This window comes from Deinococcus murrayi DSM 11303 (assembly GCF_000482805.1).
In the GTDB taxonomy this organism is placed as follows: Bacteria; Deinococcota; Deinococci; order Deinococcales; family Deinococcaceae; genus Deinococcus; species Deinococcus murrayi.
The window spans coordinates 102,092-118,337 of sequence record NZ_AXWT01000009.1 but is presented as its reverse complement, the minus strand read 5'-3'; the positions used below and the strand labels follow the sequence as shown (position 1 = coordinate 118,337).

The 16,246-nt window shown below is 72.4% G+C and carries 17 protein-coding genes; 12 read left to right on the top strand and 5 right to left on the bottom strand.

Annotation, left to right across the window (positions count from 1 at the left end):
• Positions 1 to 253: 253 nt before the first annotated feature.
• From H565_RS0101895 to H565_RS0101880, 4 genes are all read right to left on the bottom strand, one after another.
• A complete protein-coding gene (locus tag H565_RS0101895; protein WP_027459551.1) occupies positions 254 to 1,321 on the bottom strand; it encodes a type III polyketide synthase in 1,068 nt (355 codons plus the stop codon).
• A gap of 136 nt (positions 1,322 to 1,457) precedes the next feature.
• On the bottom strand, positions 1,458 to 2,357 hold the full coding sequence (locus tag H565_RS0101890) for an aldo/keto reductase (RefSeq protein ID WP_027459550.1): 900 nt from the start codon (positions 2,355 to 2,357) through the stop codon (positions 1,458 to 1,460).
• 87 nt (positions 2,358 to 2,444) lie between these two features.
• Positions 2,445 to 3,278: a nitroreductase family protein gene (locus H565_RS0101885; protein ID WP_027459549.1), complete on the bottom strand. Its 834-nt coding sequence runs from the start codon at positions 3,276 to 3,278 to the stop codon at positions 2,445 to 2,447.
• A 36-nt stretch (positions 3,279 to 3,314) separates the two neighbouring features.
• Positions 3,315 to 3,623, bottom strand: a complete 309-nt coding sequence (locus H565_RS0101880; RefSeq protein ID WP_027459548.1) for a hypothetical protein — start codon at positions 3,621 to 3,623, stop codon at positions 3,315 to 3,317.
• A gap of 32 nt (positions 3,624 to 3,655) precedes the next feature.
• Between H565_RS0101880 and H565_RS0101875 the strand changes: the two genes are divergently transcribed.
• Positions 3,656 to 4,132, top strand: coding sequence for a hypothetical protein (locus tag H565_RS0101875; RefSeq protein ID WP_027459547.1), 477 nt, complete (start codon positions 3,656 to 3,658; stop codon positions 4,130 to 4,132).
• Between the two features lie 126 nt (positions 4,133 to 4,258).
• On the opposite strand, the gene ndk is transcribed toward H565_RS0101875, so the two are convergent.
• Positions 4,259 to 4,675: a nucleoside-diphosphate kinase gene (gene ndk, locus H565_RS0101870; RefSeq protein WP_027459546.1), complete on the bottom strand. Its 417-nt coding sequence runs from the start codon at positions 4,673 to 4,675 to the stop codon at positions 4,259 to 4,261.
• A 77-nt stretch (positions 4,676 to 4,752) separates the two neighbouring features.
• On the opposite strand from ndk, the gene H565_RS0101865 reads away from it, so the two are divergent.
• The 11 genes from H565_RS0101865 to H565_RS0101815 all read left to right on the top strand — a co-directional run bounded on the left by H565_RS0101865 (position 4,753) and on the right by H565_RS0101815 (position 16,236).
• Complete coding sequence (locus H565_RS0101865) at positions 4,753 to 6,738, top strand: ABC transporter permease (protein ID WP_027459545.1); 1,986 nt, start codon at positions 4,753 to 4,755, stop codon at positions 6,736 to 6,738.
• A complete protein-coding gene (locus H565_RS0101860) occupies positions 6,738 to 7,652 on the top strand; it encodes an ABC transporter permease (protein ID WP_027459544.1) in 915 nt (304 codons plus the stop codon). The genes H565_RS0101865 and H565_RS0101860 overlap by 1 nt, the downstream gene beginning before the upstream one ends.
• Before the next feature lie 134 nt (positions 7,653 to 7,786).
• A complete protein-coding gene (locus H565_RS0101855) occupies positions 7,787 to 9,118 on the top strand; it encodes a phosphodiester glycosidase family protein (protein WP_027459543.1) in 1,332 nt (443 codons plus the stop codon).
• Positions 9,119 to 9,173: 55 nt separating this feature from the next.
• Positions 9,174 to 9,461, top strand: coding sequence for a ribosome-binding factor A (locus H565_RS0101850; protein ID WP_027459542.1), 288 nt, complete (start codon positions 9,174 to 9,176; stop codon positions 9,459 to 9,461).
• Complete coding sequence (locus tag H565_RS0101845; RefSeq protein ID WP_027459541.1) at positions 9,458 to 9,865, top strand: acyl-CoA thioesterase; 408 nt, start codon at positions 9,458 to 9,460, stop codon at positions 9,863 to 9,865. The genes H565_RS0101850 and H565_RS0101845 overlap by 4 nt, the downstream gene beginning before the upstream one ends.
• A gap of 53 nt (positions 9,866 to 9,918) precedes the next feature.
• Positions 9,919 to 10,395, top strand: coding sequence for an NUDIX hydrolase (locus H565_RS0101840; protein WP_027459540.1), 477 nt, complete (start codon positions 9,919 to 9,921; stop codon positions 10,393 to 10,395).
• Between the two features lie 101 nt (positions 10,396 to 10,496).
• The gene (locus tag H565_RS0101835) at positions 10,497 to 11,945 is read left to right on the top strand and encodes a M1 family metallopeptidase (protein ID WP_034408031.1); all 1,449 of its coding nucleotides are present in this window, start codon (positions 10,497 to 10,499) and stop codon (positions 11,943 to 11,945) included.
• 61 nt (positions 11,946 to 12,006) lie between these two features.
• On the top strand, positions 12,007 to 13,704 hold the full coding sequence (locus H565_RS0101830; protein ID WP_027459538.1) for a sensor histidine kinase: 1,698 nt from the start codon (positions 12,007 to 12,009) through the stop codon (positions 13,702 to 13,704).
• The gene (locus H565_RS0101825) at positions 13,701 to 14,750 is read left to right on the top strand and encodes a DUF4097 family beta strand repeat-containing protein (RefSeq protein ID WP_027459537.1); all 1,050 of its coding nucleotides are present in this window, start codon (positions 13,701 to 13,703) and stop codon (positions 14,748 to 14,750) included. The genes H565_RS0101830 and H565_RS0101825 overlap by 4 nt, the downstream gene beginning before the upstream one ends.
• Positions 14,747 to 15,397: a response regulator gene (locus H565_RS0101820; RefSeq protein WP_027459536.1), complete on the top strand. Its 651-nt coding sequence runs from the start codon at positions 14,747 to 14,749 to the stop codon at positions 15,395 to 15,397. Before H565_RS0101825 ends, H565_RS0101820 begins: the two co-directional genes overlap by 4 nt.
• Positions 15,394 to 16,236, top strand: a complete 843-nt coding sequence (locus tag H565_RS0101815) for a hypothetical protein (protein ID WP_027459535.1) — start codon at positions 15,394 to 15,396, stop codon at positions 16,234 to 16,236. The genes H565_RS0101820 and H565_RS0101815 overlap by 4 nt, the downstream gene beginning before the upstream one ends.
• Positions 16,237 to 16,246: the final 10 nt, after the last annotated feature.

Below are 16,246 nucleotides of genomic sequence, written 5' to 3'. Positions count from 1 at the left end.
ACCCCCCACACCCAACTTCACCCCCAGGGCAGTCCACCCCTGCATGACGACCAGCCCCGCCCCCCCGCCGACCGCAGCCCCCAGGGCGGCGTCAAGGACACCGATGACCTCAGCAGCATCAAGGACGTGCGCCGTCCCGGTATGGCCGAGAAGGGGCGGCAGGTCGAGCAGACCCCCAAGGACGTAACCGGCGAGCACGGCGCCATCCAACCCCAGAACCAGCGCCGCTGAACCCTCCCGTATCGTCCCGTTTTCAGTCCAGCGGCCCGAAGCTCAGCAGCACGTGCTCGGCGCTGAAGCCCGGTCCCATCGCGGAGAGCAGGCCCTGGCCCAGCGGTTCCCCGCGCAGGACCTCCTCCAGCACAAAGAGAACCGTCACGCTGCTCATGTTGCCGTGGGCGGCAAGCACCCGGCGGCTGGAATCCAGCGCCCCCGGAGGAAGGTCCAGCGCCTCTTCATAAGCGGCGAGCACCTTGACCCCGCCGGGGTGCACCACAAAGGTGCCCACGTCGGCCCGGCTCCAGCCCTGTGCAGCGAGGGCCTGGGCGACGTTTTCCCGCATCATCGAACGTACCAGAGTGGGAATGTCGCGCGAAAAGCGCACCTTGAGGCCGTCATCGACGACGTCCCAGCCCATGATGTCCTCGGAGTCCTCGATGAGGGTGGAAAAAGCGCCATGCAGGGCCGCGAGGGGCGGCGGGCCGGGCACGTCGGCGGCAGTGACCACCAGCGCCGCGCCGCCGTCCGCAAATAGGGCAGTGCCCACGAAGTTGCTCTTAGATTCGTCGCCCCGCACCAGCGTGAGGCTACACAGCTCGACCGCCACGAGGAGCACCCGTCGGTACCCCGCCCGCACGAGGTCAGCGGCCCGCGCGAGGCCCGCCGCGCCCCCCGCGCAGCCCAGGCCCCACACCGGGAGCCGCGCCGCGTGGGGATTCAGGCCCAGCGCCCCTAGCAGAAAAGCGTCGAGGCTGGGGGTGCTCAGGCCGCTGGTGTTCACCACGACCACCGCGTCGACCTCTGCCGGGGCCATGCCCGCCCCCGCAAGCGCTTCCCGCGCCAGCCGCAGGGTGAGGGCACGGGCCTCCTCCACGAAGACGGCATTCTTCTCGCCGAAGCCGCGCGGCTCCAGGTACCACTCCAGCGGGCGCGAGAGGGCGCGGGAGTCAATCTGCGCGTTGTCAAACACGTCCAGCAGGTGCGGACGGGCCGCCATGCGCGGAAAGAGGGTGCGGGCGGCCTCGCGAATCTCGCCCTGGGAGGCGCGGTAGGGCGGGTGCCCGGTCACGAGCGAGCGCACCAGCGGCGGGGAAACGAGCATGCGGCATTCTCTCCCGTCTCCGGGTGGGCACCGTGCCCTGCGGCACCGTCGGGCCTGACGGGGGCTTCACCTTTGGGGCAGGGCAGCAAAGCGGGGAGAAGGTCGTCCCCTCTCCCCCACCGGATTCCCGCTCGGCTCAGCGCCGGGCGGCCTGCTGCGTCTCCCACTCCTGGCGGCCCACCTCGTCGAGGGCGGCGAAGTCCTCGTCCGAGAGGGTGAGGGCAGCGGCGGCCACGTTTTCCTCCAGGTGCGCCACCTTGCCCGTGCCGGGAATGGGCAGCATGACGGGGCTGCGCTTCAAGACCCAGGCGAGGGCCACCTGCGAGGGGGTCGCGCCCAGGCGGGCGGCCACTTCGATCAGGACGCTGTCTTCCTGCGCCAGCCGCCCGGCGGCGAGGGGATACCAGGGGATAAAGCCGATGCCCTCGCGCTCGCAGTACTCCAGCACGTCTTCGGACTTGCGATTCGCGAGGTTATAGAGGTTTTGCACGGTGGCGACCGGAAAAACGCGGCGGGCAGCTTCAATCTCCTCGACGCTCACCTCGCTCAGGCCCGCAAAGCGGATGACGCCCTCGTCGAGCAGCTCGCGGACCGCACCGAACTGCTCATCGCGCGGCACCTTGTGGTCGATGCGGTGCAGTTGCCACAGGTCGATGCGCTCGACCCCCAGGCGGCGGCGGGAGATGTAGGCCTGCTGCTTGAGGTATTCGGGACGCCCGCAGGGAATCCACACGTTGGGGCCGGTGCGGGTGAGGCCGCCCTTGGTCGCCACGACCACCGCGTCATAGGGGTGCAGCGCCTCGCAGATGAGTTCTTCGGACACGGCGGGGCCGTAGGAATCGGCGGTGTCGATGAAGTTGACGCCGAGTTCGGGGAGGCGGCGCAGGGTCGCCAGGGCACCCTCGCGGTCGGCGGGGTCGCCCCAGACGCCCTCGCCAGTAATCCGCATCGCGCCGAAGCCCAGGCGGTTCACGCGCAGTTCGCCGCCAATCTGGAAGGTGCCGCTCTGGGCGGCGTTGGGGGTGGTCTGGGTCATGGGTGATGTCCTCCGGGGAGGCATTGTGCGCCCTTCCCCGTGACCGGACGGTGAGCGGCGGGGCTTGCGCGGGACCGGGGCGGGAGGTTACTCCGCCTCTTCCCCGCCCTCCTCCGGCTCGCCCCAGCGCTCGCGGGCGACGAACTGCGAGAGGCGTTTGCGGTGGCGGCTGCTCCAGTCGATGGAGGGCCGCGCCTGCTCGTGCGGCAGGTACCCCAGGCGGTAGACGGCCATCAGTTCGAGGTCGCCGGGCACGTTCAGCAGCGCCCCGATGGCCTGCCACTGCCGGGGAATCTCCATCGGGGTGGAGATGAACTGGATGCCCATGCCCAGCGCCCCGACCGCGTTCCAGATGTTCTCCATGGCCGCGCCGAGCCCGAAGACCGAGTAAAAGGCGCTGAGTTCGCCGGGGCGGTATTCCGACTTATCCAGCAGCGCGGCGAGCAGCAACGGGCTGCCGGCGACGAGCCGGCGGTTGTCCTCGCCCAGGCGCTTCGGCACACCGAGTTGCCGCATCACCCTCAGGCCCGCGTCACTGAAGACCTGGCGGGTAAAGGGCCGCAGCGGGCCGGGCAGGTGGTCAATGTGAATGCCGTCGCGCCGCTCTTCCATCTCGGCCTCGCTGAAGCGGAAGTAGCGGCGGTAGCGCTCGAAAAAGACCCCAGCTTCTATCAGCTCGGTCATGCTCTCGCCGGAGATGCGGGCGATTTCGGCGATGGTCTGCGGGTCTTCAATCAGGATGAAGCGCCACGGCTGGCTGTTGAAGTGGCTGGGAGCCGCCTGCGCGACCCGCAGCAGCAGGTGCTGGTGCTCGCGACTCACGGGGTCGGGCCGGAAGGGGCCGTTGGTGGTGCGCCGGGCCAGCATCCCCTCGATGAGGGGGACGGAGGCCGCCGCAGAGGGAACAGGGGGAGAACTCATCGGGAGCAGGCTAGCGCGGGCGCGTGGGCAGAGAGCCTACCACGCCCCCCACAAGCCCAGCGTGAAGAGGGCCGCTGCCGCAAGCGCCCCCCGCCAGTGGTCGGCCCGGCCCGGCCTCGTGCGCGGCATGAGCAGCAGCGCCCCCAGCGCGGGCAAGAGCGCCCAGCCGCCCGAACGCCAGGCCAGCCCCGCCGAGCAGCCCACCCCCACACAGACCGCGAAAAAGAGGGCGTGGTGTAGCCACCGGACCACCTTCCAGCGCCCCCGTTGCAAGCCCAGCCCCAGCGTCAGCAGCCCCAGCAGCAGGCCAGCCGTCACGAGGAGAGCGAGGCGGTGCGGGGTCACCCCGCCATGCTCGCACGGGTACCCTGGGAGCCATGCCCCGCCGCCTCACCGCCCTTCCCTTTCTCGCCCTCCTGACGCTGGTGGGCTGCGGTCCCCGCGCCGGGGGGCAAGCCGAGGACCTCACCGCCCAGGTGCTGTTTACCGGAAACGGCACCTACGACCGCCAGGGCGACCGCCGGGGCGAGAAGGTGAGCGGAGGCCTGCGCGAGACGGTCTGGGAAAAGCAGCCGCCCCTCCCCGCCCGGCGGGTGACCGTGCGCTACGACGGCAACGCCCGGCCCCTCACCTGGCGGCTGGACCTCGAAGCCCCGCAGTTCAGCGCCGCCGACCTCGCGGGCAAGGGGGCGCGGCAGGTGCGCACGGCGACCGGAGCAGAAGGCCTGCGCCCCCCACCCGGCAGCCGCCTCGCCGACACCGTGATTCTGGAACAACCCAGCGGCACCCTACAGGTAGTGACACGGGGATACGCAGCACAGGTTCAGCCGGAGGTGTTGCCGGCGTTTCGGTAGCGGCCAGCGACCAGCCGCCCCCTCACCCGTTGCTTCGCAACGCCCTCTCCCACCAGGGGAGAGGGAAAAGAGAAAACCCCAGCCGAAGCCGGGGCCTGTGTTGCTGGGCGCTGGAAGCTGGCCGCCTTACTTCAGCAGTTCGCCCTCGCCAAAAAACAGCCCCAGCTCGCGCTCGGCGCTTTCCGGCGAGTCGCTGCCGTGGGTGACGTTTTCGCCGGTGGTGGTGGCGAAGTCGGCGCGGATGGTGCCGGGGGCGGCGTTCGCGGGGTTGGTCGCGCCCATCATCGCCCGCCAGCCGGAGATGACGTTTTCGCCTTCCAAAGCGATGGCGACGACCGGGCCGCCCGTGATGAAGTCGACGAGTTCACCGAAAAAGGGGCGCTCGCGGTGCTCGCCGTAGTGGGCTTCGGCGGTCTCGCGGGAAATCATCATCTGCTTGAGGCCCACGATGCGGTACCCCTTGTTCTGAATGCGGGCGAGAATCTGCGGGGTCAGGCCGCGGCGCACGCCGTCAGGCTTAATCATGGCAAAGGTGCGTTCCATACCGCCCGCGAGGATAGCAGGTGGGGGGACCTGAGCCATTCATGTGAAGGTCATTCAGGCCCGCTTACAATGCTGGGGTGACGCACCTTCCTGACTCTCGCCTCTCGCCAGCAGCGGCGCGAATCGCGCTGACGGCGAGCGCCGCCGCCGCCGCCGGGCTGCTGCTGTTTCCCCTGGCCACCCTGGGGCGCGGCTTTGACGCTGACCCGGTCCTGTTGCACCTCAGCGGCACCGTCATCAACCTCAGTGCCAACCCCGACGCGCCCCTGCCGCCGACCGGAACCGTCCTCGCGCTGGGGTGGGCGGCCCTGGCCCTCGCGGTCGCGAGTGTGGTCGGAGCGCTGCGCCGCGCCCCCTGGGTGTGGCTGACGGGGCTGCTGACGGCCATGCTGGGCATCGCCGCCGTCGTCACGCTGGGGCTGGGCCTGAATGAGCAGACCGCCCGCATCGCCGCCGACACCACCCTGCGCCCCGGCTTCAAGCGTCAACTGCGTTCCTTTTACGAGAGTGGAGGGATGAACCTGGCCCTCTTCCTGACCGTGCTGGGCGGCCTGATGACGGCGGGAGCGGGCCTGAGCCGTTTTCCGGCGTGGTGGGAGAGATTCAACCGCTTGCGGGGACTGCTGGTGCCCGCCGTCGCCATTTCGCTCGCGGTGCTGGTGGGCGCGGTGGTCGTCTTGGTCGTACAGCCCGCCGTGAACGCTTCGGGCACCCCGCTGACCCCCTGGACAGGCTGGCTGGCCAAGAGCGACCTGGTGTACTTCGTGTATTCGACCCTCTTCGCCCCCGTAACGGCGCTCAACCCCTTGCTGGAGAGCCTCAAGCTGGCGACCCCACTGATTTTTACCGGGCTGTCGGTGGCCTTTGCTTTCCGCACGGGCCTCTTTAACATCGGGGCACCGGGGCAGCTCACGATGGGGGCCATCCTGGCGATGCTGGTGGGCGTGTACGGCCCGGCCTCGCTGGGCTGGGGCTTGCTGCCGCTCTCGGTGCTCGCGGCGGCGCTGGGCGGAGCGCTGTGGGGGGCGATTCCGGGCGTGCTCAAGGCCCGTTTCGGGTCCTCTGAAGTCATCAACACCATCATGCTGAACTACGTCGCCTCGGCGATTTTCATCTTCCTGATTGGGTCGAACACCTTTACCTTCCTGGGGCGCGAGTACAGCCTGCCCTTCAAGGCGGAGGGCTTTGAACCCGCCAGCCAGGAGTTGCAGGAAGGGGCGCGGCTGCCCACCCTGCTGAACCTCTTCAATGTGGGTGCCCAGGGCACGACGGCCCTGACGGTGGCCCCCCTCGCCGCGCTGCTGGTCTATGCGGCAGCTCGCCTCGCGCTGCGGCGCACGCCCCGCGGCGGCTGGCTGGCGTTGGGGGCGGCGCTGCTCGCGGCGGTGCTGACTTGGCGGGTCGGGATTCCGGTCACCGTGATTGGCAGCCAGCTCAACGCGAGCTTCCTGATTGCGCTGGCGTGCGTGGGCCTGTTCGGGGTGCTGATGTGGCGCACGGCGACCGGGTACGCGCTGCGGGCGGTGGGCCTCTCGCCCCGCGCGGCGGAGTACGGCGGCATCAGCGTGGCCCGCGGCACCATCCTGGCGATGACCCTGGCGGGCATGTTCGCGGGGCTGGCCGGGACCCACTACGTCAACGGCGGGGCGCTCGATGAGTACCGCCTCAAGGCCAACATGCCCGTCAGCGTGGGCTTTGACGGCATCGCGGTGGCCCTGATGGGCCAGAACACCCCGGCGGGCGTGATGGCGGCCAGCCTGCTCTTTGGCACCATCGACACCGGCAGCGTGGGCGTGCAGCGGCTGGAAAACATCAGCCGCGACATCGTGGTCGTCCTCAAGGCCCTCATCGTGCTGTTTATCGCGGCGGGGGGCTTCCTCAGCCGCCGGGTGACTGACCCGCCGCCACCCCAGCTCGCGGGGGCCACGGGCGGCGGGGGCAACGCGGTTCCGGCGGTCGTGGGCCTGACGCCCTCGGTGGCCGCGCAGGAGCGGGCCACGCCCAACCCCAACGTGACGGTCGCCAGTGAGACCAACAAAGAAGTGACCCAGGGGGAAAGCTGATGGAAAGTCTCTTCGCACAACTCTTGACCACGGCTTTCCTGGCCACCTTCATCCGCAGCGTGGTGCCGCTGCTGCTGACCGGGCTGGGCGGCCTCTTTTCCGAGCGCAGCGGCGTGGTGAACATCGCGCTCGACGGCCTGATTATCTTCGGGGCGCTCGCAGGCGCGGTGACGACCCTGGCGCTGGAGCCGTCGCTGGGCGCACTCGCCCCCTGGCTGGGCTGGCTCGCCGGGGCCGTCGTGGGCGGCTTGATTGCCTGGGTGCACGCGGTCGTCTCCATCAAGTACCGGGCCGACCAGGTGATTTCCGGCACCGCCATCAACCTGCTCGCGGCGGGGGTGCCCGCCGTCATCCTGACCGCGCTGTACGGCAGCTCGACCGAAAGCCCCAAAGTGCAGAACGCCCTGCCGCTGTGGGGCTTTGGCGAGCTGCGCTTTAGCCCGCCCGTCTTCTTCGCGCTGCTGGCGGTCTTGGTGACCTGGTACGTGCTGTACCGCACCCCCTACGGCCTGCGGCTGCGGGCGACGGGCGAACACCCCGGCGCGGCGGCGAGCATGGGCGTCAACGTGCGGCGGATGCGCTACAGCGGCGTGATTCTGTCGGGCATTCTGGCAGGGACGGCGGGCGTGTTCCTGAGCATTGGGAACCTCGACTCCTATGTCCGCAACATCAGCGCGGGCCTGGGCTTTATCTCGCTGGCCGCGCTCATCTTCGGGCAGTGGAAGCCGCTGGGCGTGCTGGGGGCGACCGTGCTGTTCGGCTTCCTGCAAGCGCTCTCCATCACCCTGGGGGGCACCAACCTGCTGCCGCCCACGCTGGTGGGGGCGCTGCCCTACCTCATCACCATCGTCGCGCTGGCCTTTACGGGCCGCAGCGCCGCTCCCAAGGCGCTGGGCAAACCGCTGGACGGGTAGGCGGGACGCTGCCAAACCGGGAGGGCCGTAGGGGGACTTCCCCTGCGGCCCTCCCGGTTTGGGCCGGACGTGGGCCAAGTTCGCGTCAGCCCCTCTCATCCCCGCGCCCGCGTCCGCGTGCTCCCCTGGGGGGGATGGTCCAGCGTGCGTCTCTCGTGTCCGGTGTTCTACTCCTCCTCGCGCTGACCTCTCTCCCGCCCGCGTTCGCGGCCTCCGCCACGGTGACCGTGCGGCCCGGCGATACCCTGTATGACCTCTCGCGGCGCACCGGGGTGAGTGTGGAGCAGTTGCGCTCTCTCAACGGGTTGAAGGGCAACCTCATCCGTCCGGGGCAGGTGCTGCGGCTGCGGGGCGGGGCGGCGGCTCCCCCCGCGTCCGGCGGGCTGGCCCCCTACACCGTGCGCCGCGGCGATACCCTCAGCGCCATCGCCGAGCGAGCGGGGGTGAGCGTCGCGGCGCTGCGGGGAGCGAACGGCCTGAGCGGAAGCCTGATTCGCCCCGGCCAGAAGCTGCGGGTGCCCCCCCGCGGCAGCCGCAGCTGGCCGCCGCCGGGGGCCGCTCGCCCCACCCCGCCGCGCCCAGCGACCGAAGTGCGCCTCATTCACAGCTATGTGGCCGCTCAGCCCGGCGAGACCCTGGGCACCCTGGCCAAGCGTTACCGCACGACTGAAAAGAACCTCCTCGCGCTCAACAACCTGAACCGCCGCCGCCTTTACCCCGGTCAGCGGGTGCTCGTGCCGCAGCGGGTCCCGGTGCCCATTCCGCCGAAGCCGCTGGGCAAGCCCGTGAGCGTCAAGCACCTCACGCCCCTGAACATCCCCGTGCGGGTCGTGAACGTGGACCTGCGCTGGCGCGACGTGCTCGTCACGCCGGTGCTGCCGCCGGGGGGCATCGGGCGGGGAGCGCGGGTGAGCACCCTCTCGCGCCTCAGCGGGGCGAAGGCGGTCATCAACGGGAGTTACTTTCATCCGCAGTCGTATATCCCGGCGGGCGACCTGGTGGTGCAGGGGCGCTTGGTGGCCCTGGGGCGCATCCCGGCGGGCCTCGCCATCACTCCTGACAACCGAGCGACCATCCGGGCGGTGCGGGCAGACGGCGAGAAGGTCGCCTGGCGCGGCATGGAAACGGTAGTGGCGGCGGGGCCGCGCATCCTGAAGGATGGACAGGTCACCCGGCAGTACTCCAGCGCCTTTCGGGACCCGGCCCTTTTCGGGCGGGCGGCCCGCAGCGCGGTGGGGCTGGTGAGCAACCGCGACCTGGTGTTCGTGACGACCCACGCCCGGCTGACGACCACCGAGATGGGCCGGGTGATGGCCCGCTTGGGGGTGAGGGACGCCCTGCTGCTCGACGGCGGCAGCAGCGCGGGGCTGGCCTGGAACGGCGCGGCGGTGCTGGAGAGTGTGCGCAGCGTGTCCTACGGCATCGGGGTGTTTACCGGGTACGGGGGGCGGCGGTATGCCCGGTGAGCAGCCCTTACCATGCCCCCATGTCCGCGCTTTTCTTTTCCCTCCAGGTGCATCCATGAAGCCCGCCCAGGTGCAGGCCCAGCTCACCCGCGTCCTGTCGTCCGCCATCGCGGAGCTGCGTGACCCCCGCGTGCCCCTCATCGTGACGGTCGAGCGGGTGACCGTGACCCCTGACTACGGCCTCGCCCGCGTGTATGTCAGCGCGATGGGGGCCGACATGCCTGAGCTGCTGGAGGCCCTGGGCCGGGCGCGGGGGCACCTCCAGCGCGAGGTCGCCGCGCAGGTCCGGATGCGCCGCACCCCCCAACTGGAGTTCTACGACGCGGCAAAGGGGCGGCGGTGAGCGCCCCCTTTGAAACCCGCACCGTCATCCGGGTGCGCTACGCCGAGACGGACGCGATGGGGGTGGCCCACCACGCCACCTACCCGGTGTGGTTCGAGGTGGGCCGCAGCGACCTGATGCGGGCGCTGGGGCTGCCCTACGCCGAGGTCGAGGCGCGGGGGTACTACCTGATGCTCTCCGGCCTGAACGTGGAATACCGCCGCGCTGCCCGCTACGACGAGGAACTCACCCTGCTGACGCGGGTGGGTGAAGTGCGGTCGCGGACGCTGACCTTTCGCTACGAGTTGCGGCACCAGGAGACCCTGCTGGCGACGGGCGAAACCCGCCACATCGCCACCGACAAAACCTACCGCCCCGCTCGCCTCCCCGCCGACGTGCTGGCCCTGCTGACGGCGGAGCACTGACCCCTCACCGCTGGCTGCTGGAAGCTGGCCGCAGGTTGCTACACTCTTTTCCAATGAGCCACCTGTCGCGCACCCTGCCCATCAAACGCGCCGCGCATGTCTACCTGGTGCGGGGTGAGGAGCTGCTGCTCGTCGAAGAGCGCATGGACGACGGCAGCATTTTTTACGGCCTGCCCGGTGGCAAGGCGCTTCCCGGCGAGAGCCTCGCGGACGCCGCCGTGCGGCAGGTGGCGGTCGAGACGGGCCTCACGGTCACCGACCTGCGCTTTGTCAGCCTGCTCGAAGGCGAGATGCTGCGCGGCACCCGCCACGAGTGCTACGCCAACTTTGCCCGCTTTACTGCCGCCTACCACGGCGACCTCGACCCCACCGACCCGGAAGTTGTGGGCGTCAAGTGGGTCCCCTTCGCGCAGGTGGAGGCGCTCATCCGTTACGGCCCGCCCCCAGAGTGCGAGGAGCGCAATCCGCTCGTCTGGGTGCCCACCCGCGACTTCCTGAGGGGAGAAGCGCGGGCGTACTACCCGATTTAGCCGCCAGCTTCCGGCGGCCAGCGGCCAGCACCCCACTCAGAGGGCGGGCTTCTGCAACCCCCGCCACCCCTGCCCCTCCCCCGCAGGCTCTAGCCTGGGCCATGCGCCGCCCTTTTTCCTTCCTCCTCGCCCTGCTCGCGCTGGGGCTGCTCACGGCGACCCCGGTGCCCGCGCAGCCCGCGCCGCGTGCCCCCGCCGCCCTCACCGAGACGCTGCGCGACCCCCTCTTTCCGGGGCTGGGGCAGGCGGGGCTGGACGTGCGGCACTATGACCTGCACCTTACCGTCAGCGAGCCGGGCACGCGAGCGGTGCGCGGGGTGGTCACGCTGACGCTGGCGAGCACGCGGCCCCTCGCGCAGGTGCGGCTGGACTTCCTGGGGCCGGGGGTGACGGCGGTGCGCTGGAATGACCGGGCGGTGCCCTTCCGGGTGGACGAGCGGGCCGCCAAGCTCACGGTCACGCCCCCCGCCCCGCTGCGGCCCGGCACGGCGGCTCGGCTGACGGTGGAGTACGCGGGCACGCCCGGCGAGCGGGCGGACCCCGACTTTCCCACGCCGCTCTTGCTGGGCTGGCAGGCAGTCCCCGCCGGGGACGGGCGAGCGGGGACGACCTTCCTCCTGAGCGAGCCGAACGGCACGCACACCTTCCTGCCGTCGAACGACCACCCCTCCGACAAGGCGACCTTCACGACGCGGGTGACCGTGCCGCGCGGGTACGTCGCAGCGGCGAGTGGGGTGGAGGCCGGAAGGGTGGACGCGGGGGGGACGAGCACCTTCACCTTCACGCAGCGCGAACCCATCCCGACCTATGCGCTGGGGGTCTTCGTGGACCGCTTCGAGCGGGTAGACGGGGCCGCCGTGCCCGTCGGCGTGGGGGGGCGGGCGGTGGCGCGGCGCGACTACTTCCCGCCGGAGACGCCCGGCACGGTGCGGGAAGCCTTCGGGCGCACCGACGAGGCGCTGCGGGTCCTCGCGGAGTGGTTCGGGCCGTACCCCTTTGCGGCCTACGGGGTGGCGGTGGTCACCCCCCGGCTGCCCGCGCTGGAGACGGCGACCCTGTCCACTCTGCCGCTGAACATGAGCACCGAGCGGGTGGCCGTCCACGAACTCGCCCACCAGTGGTTCGGCAACGCGGTCACGCCCGCCCAGTGGCCCGACGTGTGGCTCTCGGAGGCGCTGGCCGCCTACGCCGAGCTGCTGTGGACCGAGCACCTCGGCGGGGACGGGCAGGCCTACGCCGCCCGCTGGCACGCCAACCTGACCCGCGCGGGCACCCGGCCCCTCGCGGCGACCCGGACCGGAGAGCTGTTCGACCTCACGACCTACCAGCGCGGGGCGCTCACCTTCCACGCGCTGCGGGCCGAGATCGGGGACGCCGCCTTCCGCGACTTCCTGCGGGCCTACGTGACCCGCTTCTCGGCGGGGCCGGGCACGGTGAGCACCCCGGCTTTCCTCGCCTTCGTGCGCGAGCGGGCGGGCGCGGGGGCAGAAGGCGCAGTGCGGCGCTGGGTGGAGGAGCGGGCGCTGCCGCCCTTGCCCGTGCGGCGCTGACCTCTTCCCCTCCCCCTTTGGGCGGACGCTTCCCCCCTCCCCCACCCCCTAGCCTGGGGGCATGATGAGGCGGATGACCCGCGCCGCCTGGCCCCCCGCCCCGCCCGGCCCCCTGGCCGACCTGCGGGACGCGCAGACCTACCGCACCGCGCTGTATGTGGCGCTCGCGCTGCCGTTGGGAGCGCTGGGGGCCGGGCTGCTGCTGGGGGGCGTGCTCGCCGGGGTGGTGACGCTGCCCCTTCTCGTGGGGGCCGGGCTGCTGCTGGGGACCCTGTGGCTGGTGCCGGGGCTGGCGGAGGTGCAGCGGGGGCTGGCGCGGCTGCTGGGGCTGCACTTCGCCCCCGCGCCGCCTCCCCCGGCAGGCGGGGCGGCGGGCTGGCTGCGGGCCACCCTCGCAGACGGGGCGACCTACCGGGCGCTGATGTTTCACCTCCTGCAACTGCCGCTCGCGGCGCTGTGCTGGGCGGTGCTGGGGGTGCTGCTGACGGCCTCGGTGCTGGGGCTGACGGCCCCGTGGTGGGCGGCGGGTCCCCTCCCGGTGAGCTGGGGGGGCGGAGAGGTGACCCTCGCGGCTCCCGGCGTGGCGGGGCTGGTGCTCGCGGGGGCGGGGGGCCTCCTGGTGACGGGCGGGGTGCTTAACCTGCTGGGGCGGGTGTGGGCGTGGCTGGCCTTTGCGCTGCTCTCGGTGCCGCCCGACGGGGCGAGTGCTCGGCGGGAGGTCGTGGCGCTGCGCCGGGCCGCCGGGCGGGTGGCGCTGGGGGACGACCTGGGCGCGACCCTGGCCGACCTCGCGGGGCAGGCGCGGGCGGCGAGTACGGCGGCAGCGGTGGCGCTAACGGCCCCCGACGGTACCCTGCGAACCCGGAGCGGCCCGGATGACCCCGCCCTGCACGGCCCTGGCCCGCTGCCCCCGCCCGGCGGAGCGGACGTGCGGCCCCTGCCCGGCGGGGGCACGCTGGCCACCCTGCCGGTGGTGGCGGGCGGGCAAGACGGGGGAACGCTGCGGGCCACCTACGCCCCCGGCACCCGCCCCGGCGCGGACGAACTCGCCTTTTTGCTCTCCATCGCGGACCACGCGGGCACGGCCCTGCACGCCGCCGAACTCATCCGGCGGGCGGGCGAGCGCGGCGGCGAACTGGAGCGGGCGCGGCTGGCCCGCGAGCTGCACGACAGCGTGGCGCAGGCCCTCTACGGCATCACCCTGGGGGCCAAGACCGCCCTCGCCACCCTGGAGCGCGACCCCGCCCGCGCCCGCGAGAGCCTGGACTACACCATCCGGCTCGCCGAAGGGGGCGTCTCCGAGATGAAGGCCCTCCTCTTTAGCCTGCGCCCCGACGCCCTGGAGGAAGGCGGGTTGGTCGCGGCCCTCGCGCTGACCGCGCACGCCCTGGAAGCGCGGCACGGCCTGACCGTCCATACGGAGATGCCTCAGGAACCCGCCCTCACCCCGCACGCCCAGGCCGCCGCCTACCGGGTCGCGCAAGAAGCCCTGCACAACGTCGTCAAGCACGCCCGCGCCCGCGAGGTGCGGCTCTCGCTGCGGGAGGAAGGGAACGCGGTGCGGCTCACGGTGCGCGACGACGGGCGCGGCTTTGACCCCGCCGCTCCCCCCGGCGGCACCCTGGGCCAGCGCTCCATGCGCGAGCGGGCGCGGGAGGCGGGGGGCGAGCTGAGGGTGCACAGCAGGCCCGGCGCGGGCACGACCGTCACCCTGACCCTGCCCACTGCCCCCCCGGAGGCGACGGAGGCGGGAGCGTGAGCACCCCCACCCGCCCCCCGGCGCGGCCCCTCAGCCCGGTGCTCGCCCGCATCGCGCTGGGGCTGGGGCTGGTCGCGGCGGGGGGGGCGCTGACCTGGGCGGGCTGGCGGGTCACGCCTGCCCCCGGCCTGAACGTGCGCGAGACGCCGCTCTCGGTGCCGCTGGCGGGGGCCACGGCGCTTGGCGTGCAGCTCGCGGGCGACCGCACCGCCCTGGGGGTGGCGGGGTTGCCGTGGCCGGGGCGGGAGGCGCTGACCGGGCGGGCCACCCACCGCGAGCGCAACCCCCTGCGGGTGCAGACCTCGCGGGAGGGCGGGCGACTGCGGGTGAGCGTGCGGCTGAACGTGGCCCCGCTGGGCGAGGGGGTCGTGAACCTGAACCCCCACCCGGTCCCGCACCGCCTCGACGTGCAGCTCTCGCGGGGGGTGCCCCTGCGCCTGGAGGCGGGGACCGCGAGCGGCGAGCTGCGGCTGGACCTGCACGCCCTGCAGGTGCGCGAGCTGACCGCCCGCACCCACTCCGGTGCCCTCACCGCGACCCTGCCCGCGCTGGAGAGTGGCCCCCTCACCCTGGCGACGGCGAGCGGGGCGGTCACCCTCCGCGCCCCCGCCGCATGGCGAGCACCCACCCTGAGCGTGAGCACCGGCAGCGGCCCGGTCACCCTGCGGCTGGGGGAGGCGCGGGCGAGGCGGCTGACCGTCAGCACGCAGAGCGGCGACGTGACGGGCGAGCTGCCGCGGGGGGAGGCCGGGACCGTCACCTCGACCTCCGGCGACCTCGCCCTGCGGCTGCCCGATGGGGCGGCGGGCACCCTCACGCTGCGGACGACCTCCGGCGAGGTGCGCCTCAGCCTCCCGCCCGACACCTCCGCCCGCGTGCGGCTGGTGGGGGGCGAGTGGCTCGACCCGCCCGGCGACCTGCTGCGGCGGGGGAACGTGGCCGCCACCGACCCCGCCGCCCTGACCGACCCCGACCTCGACCTGCGGGTCGAAGCGCCCCGCTTGCGCCTCGTCCGCCGCCTGCCCGAAGAAGGAGACATCCCATGACCGACCCCCGCCCCGTCCGCGTCCTGCTGGTCGACGACCACGCCGTCGTTCGGCAGGGGCTGCGGCTCTTTCTGGGCCTCGACCCCCTCATCGAGGTGGTGGGCGAGGCCGCCAACGGCGAAGAAGCCCTCGCCGAAGCCGAGCGCCTGCGCCCCGACGTGGTCGTGATGGACCTGATGATGCCCGTGATGGACGGCCTCCAGGCCACCCGCGCCCTGCGGCGCACCCTGCCCGATACGGAGGTGATCGCCCTGACAAGCACCCTGGAGGAACACAAGGTCAACGGCGCGATTGACGCCGGGGCGACGAGCTACCTGCTCAAGGACGCTTCCTCCGACACGCTCGCCGAAGCCATCCACGCCGCCGCACGGGGCGAGGTGCGGCTGCACCCCGAAGCGGCCCGGCGGCTGGTCCGGGACTTCCGCTCGCCGGAGATGCGCGAGAGCCTGACCCCCAAGGAGGTCATCGTGCTGCAACTCATCGCGCGGGGCTACTCCAACCGCGACATCGCCGCCGACCAGAAGGTCACCGAGGCGACCGTGAAGACGCACGTGAGCCGCCTCCTGAGCAAGCTGGGCCTGGAAAGCCGCACCCAGGCCGCCCTGTACGCGCTGCGGCACGGGCTGGCGAAGTTGGAGGAGGGATGAGGCGGGCACCCGACCTGCCCCTGCCCCTGTGGATGCTGGGCCTCGCGGGGCTGGGGGTCGTCGCGGGGGTGCTCCGCGCCGTCTCACTGGAGGGGCCGCAGTGGTGGAGCCTGGCGAGTTCCGCACCCCTGCTGCTCGCCCCGGTCGGCGTGATGGCGGCCCTCGCGCTGGGGCTGGGGCGGCGGCATTCCGTGGCGGCGGCCTGGGGAGGGGTCGGGGCGGCGCTCGCGTCGGTGTGGGCCAGCGTCGCCCTACTGCACCCGGAGGTCAACCGGGACGCGAATATCGGGATGGGAATGTACGGGATGCTGGGCTGGATGTTTCCCCTCGGCCCGGCCTTTCTCTTGGGAGCGGGGCTGGGGCGGCTGGCCGAACGTCGGCGCGGCCTGCCCCCCTCCCCCGCCGCGCTGGAGGACGCCCGGCCCCGGCCCCCGCTCACGCCCTGGCTGTGGCCGCTGCTCGCTCCGGCGCTGGCCGCGCTGGTGGTGGCGGCGCAGCCCTTTGTGCGGCTGGGAGAAGCCGGGCTGGTGAGCGAGGCGGGGCTGCCCGGCCTGCTGGTGGCTGTCTTCGTGACCTCTGCCGGGCAACTCGCGGTCTCCCTCTCCCCCACCCTCGTCGTGCTGCCCGTGCTGCGGGGGCGGGCCGCCCGCGACGGCATCGTGCAGCCCCGCCTCGCCGCCTTCTGGGGCCTGTGCCTGGGACTGGCGGTGACGCTGGGGCTGTTCGGGTTCGGGACCGGGCTACTGAGCGGGGTGCCGCTGGAAGTCTCCATCCTGCTGTGCGCCCTGCCGCCGGTGCTGGGATACGGGGTGGGGGCCGCTCTCTTCCCCAAACGCTGAGGCAGGGGGC